General features: G+C 72.2%; 9 protein-coding genes. 7 read left to right on the plus strand and 2 right to left on the minus strand.

What is annotated here, in order from left to right:
- The first annotated feature begins 122 nt into the window (after positions 1–122).
- The 4 genes from ACWDN5_RS43865 to ACWDN5_RS43880 all read left to right on the plus strand — a co-directional run bounded on the left by ACWDN5_RS43865 (position 123) and on the right by ACWDN5_RS43880 (position 6,832).
- Positions 123–1,388 (plus strand): helix-turn-helix domain-containing protein, encoded by a 1,266-nt coding sequence (locus ACWDN5_RS43865; protein WP_310970864.1) that lies wholly within the window; start codon positions 123–125, stop codon positions 1,386–1,388.
- Between the two features lie 308 nt (positions 1,389–1,696).
- Positions 1,697–3,961 carry a M4 family metallopeptidase gene (locus ACWDN5_RS43870; protein WP_449680428.1) on the plus strand — a complete coding sequence of 755 codons (2,265 nt, stop codon included), beginning with the start codon at positions 1,697–1,699 and terminating at the stop codon, positions 3,959–3,961.
- 84 nt (positions 3,962–4,045) lie between these two features.
- On the plus strand, positions 4,046–5,650 hold the full coding sequence (locus ACWDN5_RS43875; RefSeq protein ID WP_310970867.1) for a M28 family metallopeptidase: 1,605 nt from the start codon (positions 4,046–4,048) through the stop codon (positions 5,648–5,650).
- A gap of 138 nt (positions 5,651–5,788) precedes the next feature.
- Positions 5,789–6,832, plus strand: coding sequence for a chitinase (locus tag ACWDN5_RS43880; RefSeq protein WP_449680429.1), 1,044 nt, complete (start codon positions 5,789–5,791; stop codon positions 6,830–6,832).
- 1 nt (position 6,833) lies between these two features.
- On the opposite strand, the gene ACWDN5_RS43885 is transcribed toward ACWDN5_RS43880, so the two are convergent.
- Both ACWDN5_RS43885 and dapE read right to left on the minus strand, forming a co-directional pair.
- Positions 6,834–7,637, minus strand: a complete 804-nt coding sequence (locus ACWDN5_RS43885; protein ID WP_310970870.1) for a DUF3152 domain-containing protein — start codon at positions 7,635–7,637, stop codon at positions 6,834–6,836.
- A gap of 150 nt (positions 7,638–7,787) precedes the next feature.
- Positions 7,788–8,858, minus strand: coding sequence for a succinyl-diaminopimelate desuccinylase (gene dapE, locus ACWDN5_RS43890; protein WP_449680430.1), 1,071 nt, complete (start codon positions 8,856–8,858; stop codon positions 7,788–7,790).
- A 23-nt stretch (positions 8,859–8,881) separates the two neighbouring features.
- On the opposite strand from dapE, the gene ACWDN5_RS43895 reads away from it, so the two are divergent.
- Genes ACWDN5_RS43895 through ACWDN5_RS43905 form a run of 3 tightly spaced genes read left to right on the plus strand, consistent with a single transcriptional unit; the run spans position 8,882 to position 11,286 of the window.
- Positions 8,882–9,313: a hypothetical protein gene (locus tag ACWDN5_RS43895; protein WP_310970872.1), complete on the plus strand. Its 432-nt coding sequence runs from the start codon at positions 8,882–8,884 to the stop codon at positions 9,311–9,313.
- A 28-nt stretch (positions 9,314–9,341) separates the two neighbouring features.
- On the plus strand, positions 9,342–10,325 hold the full coding sequence (gene dapD, locus ACWDN5_RS43900) for a 2,3,4,5-tetrahydropyridine-2,6-dicarboxylate N-succinyltransferase (RefSeq protein WP_310970874.1): 984 nt from the start codon (positions 9,342–9,344) through the stop codon (positions 10,323–10,325).
- Positions 10,326–10,353: 28 nt separating this feature from the next.
- Positions 10,354–11,286, plus strand: a complete 933-nt coding sequence (locus tag ACWDN5_RS43905) for a CHAD domain-containing protein (protein ID WP_449680431.1) — start codon at positions 10,354–10,356, stop codon at positions 11,284–11,286.
- Positions 11,287–11,862 lie beyond the last annotated feature (576 nt).

Consider the following 11,862-nt stretch of genomic DNA (forward strand, 5'->3'; position numbering starts at 1 on the left):
GTCATGGGAGCCTTCGGCACGCTGGACCGTGAAACCGTCGTTCGTTCGACCTCCGTCGACCAGCTGGACCTGGCCGCCGGCCACCGCGCGGCTTACCCTGAACCGGTGGAAAGGCGGCCTGTGTGAGCGAGAGCGTCGGCGAACGCCTGCGTGAGCTGCGCACCGAACGCGGGCTCACGCAGCGCGAACTCGCCGGGCCGCAGTACTCGGCGGCGTACGTGTCGTCGGTCGAGACCGGCGCGCGGACGCCGTCGGGCGACGCGCTGCGGTTCTTCGCCCAGCAGCTCGGCATCGACCCCGACGAGCTGCTCGGCGGCCGGTCCCCGCGGGAGCTGATCGAGCTGGACCTCGAGCTGATCGAGACCGCGGAACGGTTCCTGGCCGGCGACGCCCGCCGCGCGACCCCGCGGATGCAGCGGATCCGGCGGCGCGCCGAGCGCCTCGACCGGCCGCGGCAGGCCGGGATCGCGCTGCTGTGGCTGGCCGGGTATTCGACCGGCGACGTCCGCACGAAGTACGTCTCGGACGCCGAAACGGCGCTCTCGGGTGAGCCGCCGCCGGTGCGGGCGATGGTCGTCCCGCTGCGCGCGGCCGTGCTGACCGGCTGGGGCGAGGTGCAGTATTCGGTGCACCTGCTGGAAACCTGCCACGCCGAGCTGCTGCGGGACGGCTACCCGCAGCCGTCGATGCTGCTGACGCTGCGGGCCTGCCTGGCCGAGCGGCACCTGCGCCAGGGCGACCTGGAACGGGCGGCCGAGTACGCCGACTCCGCGCTGCGGCTCACCCGGGGCAGCCCGGCGGTGCTCGCCGAACTGACCCGCAGCCACGTCGAGGTCTGCCGCAGTCACCTGGCGGCGGACCGGTTCGCCGACGCCGCCGCCTCGGTCGCCGCGGCGTACGACCTGATGCAGGAACGGGCCCTGCACCCCGCGATGGCGTACTGCCTGCTGGCCCGGGCCCGGGTGCGCGGCCGGTCGGGCGACGTCGAAGGGGCGCTGGCCGACCTCGCGGCGGCCCGGGAGACGGCGTGGCCGGACGACGTCCCGGCGATCACCGTCGAGCTCGCCGGGGAGTACCTCGCGGCGGGCCGGCTGGAGACGGCGGCGGCCCTGCTCGACCAGATCCGCCCGGTGGTCGTGGCGGGCACGCCGCTGGCCGCGGAGCTGCGGCTCCAGCTCGGCTCGCTGGCCAAGGCCCGCGGGGACGCCCGGCGCGCGGCCGAGGACCTGCGGGCCGCCGTCGAGCTCGCCACCGGGCTGGGCGCGCGCGGGGTGCTCGTGCGCGCGCTGCGGCCGTTGAGCGAGTTGCTCGGCGAGACCGGGAAGCAGGCGGAGGCGGCGGACGTGCTGCGGAATGGCCTGCTCGCGCTGGGTGCGGAGGACGGGTAACCGGTTTCTGAGCAGTACTAACGAATCCCGATGATCGAGACCGTCCGGCGTTCGGATGGTGTCGCCGACAATCCCTACGAAAGTCGTTCCGACGCGGAACGCGGCGAGAATCCCCTGCTGCAGCGGGGTTTGTACGAATTGATTCGATAATCCGGAACGCGTCGTTGGTCCGTTCGGCGCATTGACGCCCGGTTGAGCTGATCCTTTACTCGGATGCGTCCGGACGCATACCTGCTGTTAGCACGCCGGACACGTCTCCCCTTTCCCTTACCGGACCTCGATTCTGCCTTCATGGAAGGAAGACCTCGATGACCCATCGTGGGTTCAGCACGGGCTTGGCGGCCGCCGCCGGGCTCGCCATGACGCTCGCGTTACCGGTGACCCCGGCGAGCGCAGCGCCCCAAGCACAGCCCGCCGCTCCGGAAGCGGCCGCCGCCCGCGCCGCCGACCAGGCGGCCGCCAGCGGTCTCGACGCCCTGCGCCGCGGCCCGGCCGAATCGTTCCAGCGCGTCGGCCTGACCGCCGGCGGCGGTGGCCTCTTCTACGGCGCTTACCAGCGCACCTACCAGGGCCTGCGGGTCGTGGGCGGGGACGCGGTGGTCGTCGCCGACGGCGCCGGCCGCGTGCGCGGCACCAGCGCCGCGGAGACCGCGGCCATCACCGTGGGGACGCAGGCGCTGGTCGACGCGGCGAAGGCCGCCGCCACCGCGCGCGCTCAACTGCCCACTGTGGACAGTGTGAGCACGCCGGAGAAGGTCGTGCTGGCCGGGGCGAGCCCGAAGCTGGCCTACGAGGTCGTCGTCGCCGGGCGCACCGCCACGGCACCGAGCAACCTGCACGTGTTCGTCGACGCGGCGACCGGCGCGGTGCTCGACAAGCGGGACGACGTGAAGACGTTCTCCTCGGGTGCGCGTACCCAGGCCCAGCCCGCCACGGTCAACGTGGCCGGCACCGGAAACAGCTACTACGTCGGCAACGTCTCCATCGACACGACGCAGTCCGGCAGCACCTACACGCTGCGCGACCCGGGCCGCACCGGCATCAGCTGCGGCCGCGAGGGCGGTTCCGTCTACAGTGGACCGGACAACAACTGGGGCAACGGCTCCGGCACGGACCTCGAGACCGGCTGCGTCGACGTCCTCTACAGCGTCCAGACCGAGTGGAAGATGCTCGCCGACTGGCTCGGCCGCAACGGCATCAACGGCAGCGGCACCGGCTACCCGGCGTCCGTCGGCCTCAACGACGTCAACGCCTACTGGAACGGTTCCTCGACGCACTTCGGCCACTCGCAGGACAACCAGCGCCAGGCCACCTCGATGGACGTCGTCGGCCACGAGTTCGGGCACGGCATCTTCCAGTTCACCCCGGGCGGTGCCGGTTCCGGCAACGAGAACGGCGGCATGAACGAGTCGACCGGTGACATCTTCGGCGCGCTGACCGAGGCGTACGCGAACAACGCCAAGGACACCCCGGACTACGAGGTCGGCGAGGGCGTCAACCTGGTCGGCCAGGGCCCGATCCGCTACATGTACCAGCCGTCGAAGGCAGGCGACCCGAACTGTTACTCGTCGTCGATCCCGAGCACCGAGGTGCACGCGGCGGCCGGCCCGCAGAACCACTGGTTCTACCTGCTGGCCGAGGGCTCGAACCCGGGTGGCGGCAAGCCGGCCAGCCCGACCTGCAACAACTCGACCGTCACCGGTCTGGGCATCCAGAAGGCCGGCAAGATCTTCTACAACGGCCTGCTGAAGAAGACCTCGTCGTGGAACCACAAGGCCGCCCGCAAGGCGACCCTCGAAGCCGCGATCGCGCTCTTCCCGGGCAGCTGCGTCGAATACAACACCACCAAGGCCGCGTGGGACGCCATCTCCGTCACCGCCGCGAGCGGTGAGCCGACCTCGTGCAGCGGCGGCGGGCCGGACTTCTCGGTCGCGCTGAACCCGGCTTCGGGTTCGGTCCAGCCGGGCGCCTCGGCGACCACCACGATCAGCACCGCGATCACCTCGGGCGCGGCGCAGTCGATCACGCTGTCCGCTTCGGGCCTGCCCGCCGGCGCGACCGCGACGTTCAACCCGGCCACCATCTCCTCGGGTGGCTCCTCGACGCTGACCATCGCGACGTCCGCGTCGACCCCGACCGGCAGCTACCCCGTCACCATCACCGCCGACGGGGCCAGCACCGACCACACCGCGACCTACACGCTGTCCGTCGGCACCACCGGCTCGTGCGCCGCGGTGACCAACTCGACCCGCTTGAACATCCCGGACTACCCGGCGAGCGCGGTCAACAGCACCAACACCGTCAGCGGCTGTGCCCGCAACGCGTCGGGCACCACCAAGGTCGAGGTGCACATCACCCACACCTACCGCGGTGACCTGGTCCTCGACCTGGTCGCGCCGGACGGCACGGCGTACCGGCTGAAGAACTCCAGCAGCGACTCCGCCGACAACATCGACACCACCTACACCGTGAACGCCTCCTCCGAGGCCGCCAACGGCGCGTGGCAGCTCCGCATCCGAGACGTCGGCCCCGCCGACACCGGTTACCTGTCCTCCTGGACGTTGACCGTGTAACACGCCCCACCCGTGAAGGCCGCACCCGCCAGGTGCGGCCTTCACGGCCGTTCTCCCCAACCCCCACCGAAGGAATTCACCGCCATGAAGTGGAAGACACGACTCGGCGCCGGGGTCACCGCCCTGGCGACCGTGCTGGGCGTCGCAGCCGCGCCCGCGGCCACCGCCGCGCCCGCCACGGCGCTCGCCGCGCCGGACATCTCCCTGGCCAACGTCAAGGCCCACCTCAACCAGCTGCAGACCATCGCCAACAACAACGGCGGCACGCGCTCGCCGCGGGGCGGCGGGTACGCGGCCTCGGTGTCCTATGTGGAAAACCTGCTGAAGAACGCCGGCTACACGACCAGCCGGCAGACCTGCACCAGCTGCATCGGGCAGTCGCAGAACCTGATCGCCGAGTGGCCGCAGGGCGACGCGAGCCAGGTCATCATGCTCGGCGCGCACCTCGACAGCGTGAGCGCCGGCCCCGGCATCAACGACAACGGCTCGGGCAGCGCGTCGATCCTCGAGGTCGCGCTGACGCTGGCCCGCACGAACCCGGCGATGGCCAAGCGCGTCCGGTTCGGCTGGTGGGCCGACGAGGAGTCCGGCCTGGTCGGCTCCAAGTACTACGTCAACAACCTGCCGAGCAGCGAGCGCACGAAGATCAAGACCTACCTCAACTTCGACATGATCGGCTCGAAGAACTGGGGCTACTTCGTCTACGACGACGTCGCTTCGATCAAGGCCGTCTTCGACGAGTACTTCGGCTCCATCGGCATCCAGACCGAGGGCGACAGCGAAGGTGACGGCCGGTCCGACCACGCGTCCTTCAAGAGCGCGGGCATCCCGGTCGGCGGCCTGGCCACCGGCGCCGGCGACATCAAGAGCTCGGCGCAGGCGCAGAAGTGGGGCGGCACCGCGGGTTCGCCGTTCGACAACTGCTACCACCGCGCCTGCGACACGACGTCCAACATCCCGGACGCGCCGCTGGAGAAGAACAGCGACGCCATCGCCTACGCGCTGTGGAAGCTGGCCGTCGGCACGCCGCAGGGCAACGACTTCTCCGTGTCGCTGAACCCGACGTCGGGCACTGTCCAACCGGGACAGTCGCTGCAGGTCGCGGTCAGCACCGCGACGACGTCCGGCTCGGCGCAGTCGATCTCGCTGTCCGCTTCGGGCCTGCCCGCGGGCGCGACGGCGTCGTTCAGCCCGGCCACCGTGCAGTCGGGCGGCTCCTCGACGCTGACCATCACGACCACGTCGTCGACACCGACCGGCACGTTCCCGGTCACGGTGACCGCGGACGGCGCGAACGCCGACCACACGGCGACGTTCTCCCTCGGCGTCGGCAGCTCGTCGTGCGCGCCGGTGACCAACTCGACGCGGCTGGACATCCCGGACTACCCGGGTGCCGCGGTGAACAGCGCCGCGAACGTGGCGGGCTGCGCGCGCAACGCGTCCGGCACCACCAAGGTCGAGGTGCACATCACCCACACCTACCGCGGTGACCTCGTCCTCGACCTCGTCGCGCCCGACGGCACCGCCTACCGGCTGAAGAACTCCAGCAGCGACTCCGCCGACAACATCGACACCACCTACACCGTGAACGCCTCCTCCGAGGCCGCCAACGGTGCCTGGCAGCTCCGCATCCGAGACGTCGGCCCCGCCGACACCGGTTACCTGTCCTCCTGGACGCTGACCGTCTGACCGGCCGCTCGGGGGCGTCCTCCGCGGGACGCCCCCGAGTTGTCTAGACCACCCGTTCGTAGGTAGTCACCGGTTCCCCGCGGCGCTTATGTTGGGCGGACACGCCGCGTCCACCCTTCAATGACGATGGGAGCCGGGATGTCCGGTCGCTTGTTCGCAACCCTGCTGGCCACGGTATTGGCCGTCCCGCTGTTCGTCTCGGCCCCCGCGCAGGGGGCGGTGCAGGCCGACACGTGCGCGGTGAAATCACGGCCCGCCGGCAAGGTCCTGCAGGGGTACTGGGAGAACTGGGACGGCGCCGCCAACGGCGTCCACCCCGGGCTGGGCTGGATCCCGATCACCGACAGCCGGATGGCCCAGCACGGTTACAACGTCATCAACGCCGCCTTCCCGGTGATCCGGTCCGACGGGACCGTGTTGTGGGAGAACGGGATGGACGCCGGTGTCAAGGTGTCCACGCCGGCCGAGATGTGCGCGGCGAAGGCCGCGGGCGCGACGATCCTGCTGTCCATCGGCGGGGCGGCCGCCGGGATCGACCTCTCGTCGTCGGCGGTGGCCGACCGGTTCGTCGCCACCGTCGTGCCGATCCTCAAGCAGTACAACTTCGACGGGATCGACATCGACATCGAGACCGGGCTGACCGGCAGCGGGAACATCAAGACGCTTTCGGCGTCGCAGAGCAACCTGATCCGGATCATCGACGGCGTGCTCGCGCAGATGCCCTCGAACTTCGGGCTCACGATGGCGCCGGAAACCGCGTACGTGACCGGCGGCAGCATCACCTACGGCTCGATTTGGGGCGCGTACCTGCCGATCATCAAGAAGTACGCGGACAACGGCCGCCTGTGGTGGCTGAACATGCAGTACTACAACGGATCCATGTACGGCTGCTCCGGCGATTCCTACCAGGCCGGGACCGTGCAGGGCTTCACCGTGCAGACGCAGTGCCTGAACAACGGCCTGGTCGTCCAGGGCACGACGATCCGCGTCCCCTACGACAAGCAGGTCCCGGGCCTGCCCGCCCAGCCGGGCGCGGGCGGCGGGTACATGTCGCCGAGCCTGGTGTCGCAGGCGTGGCGATCGGTCCCGGGCCTGAAGGGCCTGATGGACTGGTCGATCAACTGGGACGGCTCGAAGGGCTGGACGTTCGGCAACAACGTCAAATCCCTGCAGGGCCGGTAGGTCAGGAGTCGCCCGCCGGGATGGGGTCGTTGTACTCGCCCGGCGGGCCGGCGTATTCCCGGCCGCCGGCGTCCGGGAAGGGCCACGGGTTCGGGACGCAGCCGTGCAACCCCAGCGTCTGCTGCTCCATCACCGGCGCCGGCTTGCCCGGGCCGGGGCACAGCTCGTGGCCCTGGCCCAGCCGGTGGCCGGTTTCGTGGGTGACCATGTACTGGCGGTAGACGTCGAGCGGGGCGCCGTAGTCCGGGACGGCGTTGGCCCAGCGGGCGACGTTGAGCACAACGTTGCTGCCGTTGCGGCAGGAGGTGTAGCTGTCCGGGGTGCCGCCGCACAGCTTGTCGCGGCTGGCCGGTGTGGCGAGGTAGAGGGTGAAGTCGGCGTTGTCCTGCGGGCCGACCTGCTGCAGCCGCCACTGCCCGCCGGCGGTCCAGCCACGCGGGTCGCCGAGGATGGCGCGGATCTTCTTGGCGAATTCGCCGGGCCCGACGCCGTCGATGTCGGTCTCGATGGCGATCCGGTAGCGCATCAGCCGGCCCGACGTCCCGGCGACCTCGTCGCTGCCGGGGGTGAACATCCACTGGCCGGACCCGGTCCGCGGGAAGCTGATGGCGACCTCGACGGGCGGCGCGCTCTGCGTCACAGGCTCCCGCTCGGCCGGCGGCGGCGGGACCGAGGTGGCCTCGCCGATGGCGGTGAGGACCGGCCCGGCGGCGGGCGCGGCCACCGGCTGTCTTTCCCCACCGCACCCGCTCACCGCCAGGACGAGCACGGCCACGGCCGCGGCTCGTCGAGCGGTTTTCGGCATGGGTCCTCCCGGGTGCGCGGCTTCAGAAGGACATACGGACCGCGGCCGGGAAAAGTTGCGGTGACCTGCGGTCGCGCAGCGTCACCGCAGCTCAGGCCGCCGGATGTGACCACGACCACAGCACCCGCTGCGACGTTCGGGGCAGCGGGCTCAGCTCAGGAACTTGCGCAGCACCTCGGTGACCTGGCGGATCTCCGCCGTCCGGACGTTCTCCTGCTTCGTGTGCGCCAGGGTCGGGTTGCCCGGGCCGAAGTTCACCGCCGGCATGCCGCGCGCCGCGAAGCGGGCCACGTCCGTCCAGCCGAGCTTGGCCGCCGCGCGGCCGCCGGCCGCCGCCACCAGTTCCGCCGCCGCCGGGGCCGACAGGCCCGGCAGCGCTCCCGGCGACAGGTCCACAACGGACAGTTCGAACCCGGCGAACACCTCGCGCAGGTGCCGCTCGGCCGCCGCCGCGTCGCGGTCGGGGGCGAAGCGGTGGTTCACCGTCAGCACGGCCGCGTCCGGGACCACGTTGCCCGCGACGCCACCGCTGATCGACGTCGCCTGGAGGCCTTCGCGGTAGGTCAGGCCGTCGATGTCGACGATCCGCGGCGTGTACTCCCCCAGCCGCCGCAGCGGCTCGGCCAGCGCGTGGATCGCGTTCTCGCCCATCCACGCCCGCGCGGTGTGCGCCCGCTTGCCCGAAAGCCGCAGCTCGACGCGCATGGTGCCCTGGCAGCCGGCCTCGATCACGCCGTTCGACGGCTCGCCGACGATCGCCAGGTCGCCGGCCAGCCACTCCGGCAGCTCGCGCTCGATCCGGCCGAGGCCGTTCTTGACCGCTTCGACCTCTTCGTTGTCGTAGAAGACGAAGGTGACGTCGTGCTTCGGCGAAGGCAGCGTCGCCGCCAGGTGCAGGAAGATCGCGTCGCCGCCCTTCATGTCGACCGTACCGAGGCCGTGCAGGATTTCCTCGTCGCCGGAGCCTTCGCGCCGCGACGGGAGGTTGCCGTTCTCCGGCACGGTGTCCAGGTGCCCGGCGAGCACGACCCGCGACTCGCGGCCGAGGTTGGTCCGCGCGAGGACGGCGTCGCCGTTCCGGACGACCTCGAGGTGCGGGGCCTGCGTCCGCAGCGCGTCCTGGACCGCGGTCGCGATCTCCGCCTCGGCGCCGGACACGCTGAAGATGTCCACCAGCGCTGCGGTCAGGTCCACCGGATCGGCGTGCAGGTCGAGGCTCATGACCCGCACGCTACCGTGGGGGTGTGCGTAGGTTCGGAGTCGCCGTCGGCGGCGCGGTGCTGGTCCTGGTCCTTTCGGGCTGCGGGAAAGAGGCCGGTCCGACGCCCCCGCGCCAAGGCGGCGAGCCCGGTCCGGACGCGCTGCCGACCAAGCTCGACGCGCTGACCGTCGACCAGTGCTACGCGAGCCCGCGCACCCAGCTGCCGAAGGGCTGTGAGAAGTACGTCACCGAGGTCGGCAACGTGCCGGGCGCGGCCCGCAAGCGCGCGGACGACCGCGACCCGCAGCTGACCGCCGAGGCCGGCAAGCTGGACCAGGCGGTCGGGGAGTTCCGGAGCGCGGGCTGCACGACCGTCCCGGCCGCGGGCGGCCCGTGTTCGCAGGCGCTGGTCGACATCGCCGCCGCTCTGTCGGGCCTGAAGAAGCAGGTAGACGCGCGGCCCACGAGTGGTTGATCGCCGTCACTCGACTACCGTGTCGGGCGTGAGTGAGCAGAGCCCGAACCCCGAAACGACCGGCGCCAGCGGCGTCGGGCTGGCCACCGTCACCACCGACGGGACGGTCCTCGACACCTGGTACCCGCACCCCAAGCTGGTCGAGGGGGGCACCCCCGGCACCGAGCGCCTGAGCGCCGAAGAGGCCACCGAGCTGCTCGGCGAAGCCGCCGCGGCGCTGCTCGGCCCGGACACCGACCGCGGGGTCGAGGTCGTCGCCGTGCGCACCACGATCGGCAAGCTGGCCGACGCGCCCGCGGACACCCACGACATGTACCTGCGGCTGCACCTGCTCTCGCACCGGCTGGTCCGCCCGCACGGCCAGAACCTCGACGGCATGTTCGGCCTGCTGGCCAACGTCGTCTGGACCAACCACGGCCCGTGCCCGGTCGAAGGCTTCGAGACGACCCGGCTGCGGCTGCGGGCACGCGGTCCGGTGACCGTCTACAGCGTCGACAAGTTCCCGCGGATGGTCGACTACGTCCTGCCGTCGGGCGTCCGGATCGGCGACGCCGACCGCGTCCGGCTCGGCGCGCACCTCGCGTCCGGCACGACCGTGATGCACGAGGGTTTCGTCAACTTCAACGCCGGCACGCTCGGCGCGTCGATGGTCGAGGGCCGGATTTCGGCCGGCGTGGTCGTCGGCGACGGCTCGGACGTCGGCGGCGGCGCGTCGATCATGGGCACGCTGTCGGGCGGCGGCAAGGAAACGATCTCGCTGGGCGAGCGCTGCCTGATCGGCGCGAACGGCGGCGTCGGGATCTCGCTGGGCGACGACACGGTCGTCGAGGCGGGCCTGTACGTGACGGCGGGCACGAAGGTCGTCGTCGAGGGCAAGGTCGTCAAGGCCCGCGAGCTCAACGGCATCTCGGGCGCGGTGTTCCGCCGCAACTCGGGCACCGGCGCGGTCGAGGTCGTGCCCCGCACCGGCTCCGGTGTCGAGCTGAACGCGGCGCTGCACGCCAACGATTGAGCACGATCGTTCACCTACTATTCATGAGGTGACCACCGAATCGTTGCGTCGCACGCCGGCCGAGCTGGGCTTGCCGGACGCGCCCGTCGAAGCGCGTCCGGCCGACCCGGCCGGCCACCACGTGCGGGCCAAGCTCGACCGTGAGATCCGCGCGCTGCTCGCGCACGAACCGGGCACGCGCTCGGGCGCGGATCCGGAGGACCTGCACCAGATGCGCGTCGCGCTGCGGCGGATGCGCAGCGTGCTGAAGCTGTCCGGCGAGCTGGTCGGCGACGGCGCCGAGCCGGTGCGCGCGGAGCTGGGCTGGCTGGGCCAGTCCCTCGGCGAGGTGCGCGACTACGACGTGCTGATCGGGCACCTGCGCGAGGTCATCGCGGACTTCGAGGTCCGCGACCAGGCCCCCGGCCGCCGTCTCGTGTCGAAGTTCGTCAGCGAGCGGGCCACGGCGAAGCGGCGCCTGACGCGGGCGCTGTCGAGTGCCCGGTATTCGACGTTGCTGCGCGAGGTGAGCCTGCTGACGCGGGCGGAGACCGTCCCGCTGTCCGACCGGCCGCACGACCTGATCGCGGGCCTGGCGAAGCCGCACCGGAAGCTGGCGAAGGCGGTCGGTGCGCTGCCCGCGGACCCGCCGGACGACGACCTGCACGCGCTGCGCATCCACGGCAAGAAGCTGCGTTACGCGGCGGAGCTGGCCCAGACGTCGGCGAAGAAGAAGCAGGCGCCGAAGATCAAGCGGCTGCTGAAGGCGACGAAGGACTTCCAGACGGTGCTGGGCGACCACCAGGACGCCGTGATCGCGGCCGAGCGGATGCGTTCGGTCCTGGAGTCGGCGGACGGCCCGATGGGGTTCGTCGCGGGCCGCATCGCCGAGCGCGAGCTGGCCCGCCGAGCCGAGGCCCGCGCGGCTTGGCGGAATTCCTGGGCCGCGGTCGACGCCGCCGCCAAGGCCCTCCACGCCTGACCGCACCCCGCCTCGCCCGCGCCCGCGCCCCGCCTCGCCTCGCCCGCCCCCGCCCCCGCCCTGCTCCGCCGCGCACTCGGCCTCGCCCTCGCCCCACCCCGCTCCGCCCCGCACCCCGCCCGCGCCCCACTCCGCCCGCGCCCCGCCCGCGCCCCGTCCCCGCCTCACCCACGCCCCACCTCGCCCCCGCCCTGCTCCGCCCCCGCGCCCCGCCTCGCCCTCGCCCGCGCCGCACCCCCTCCCCGCCTCGCCCGCGCCCCGCCTCACCTCGCCCGCGCCTCGCCCACGCCCTGCTCCGCCCAGCGCCCCCGCGCCCCACCTCGCCCACGCCCCGCCCCCGCCTCGCCTCGCCCGCGCCCCGCCTCGCCCACGCCCCGCTCTGCCCCGCGCCCCACCCTCGCCTCCCCCGCGCCCCGCCCCCGCCCCCGCCTCGCCTCGCCCCGCCTCGCCCGCCCCCAAGGTCGCGAATGACTCATTCGGGACCTCCCACCCGGCGGCGAGGACGAGCAGCACGAACAGCGGGACTTCGGAACCCGAGGCGCCGAAGACGGCGAGGCCGCCGGCGCTCGCGGTGAG

Source organism: Amycolatopsis sp. NPDC003731, from assembly GCF_053586895.1.

Coding starts and splice junctions, on each gene's coding strand:
- ACWDN5_RS43875 (WP_310970867.1), top strand. CDS start 4,046: ATGAAGTGGAAGACACGACTCGGCGCCGGGGTCACCGCCCTGGCGACC.
- dapE (WP_449680430.1), bottom strand. CDS start 8,858: ATGAGCCTCGACCTGCACGCCGATCCGGTGGACCTGACCGCAGCGCTG.
- ACWDN5_RS43885 (WP_310970870.1), bottom strand. CDS start 7,637: ATGCCGAAAACCGCTCGACGAGCCGCGGCCGTGGCCGTGCTCGTCCTG.
- ACWDN5_RS43870 (WP_449680428.1), top strand. CDS start 1,697: ATGACCCATCGTGGGTTCAGCACGGGCTTGGCGGCCGCCGCCGGGCTC.
- ACWDN5_RS43880 (WP_449680429.1), top strand. CDS start 5,789: ATGTCCGGTCGCTTGTTCGCAACCCTGCTGGCCACGGTATTGGCCGTC.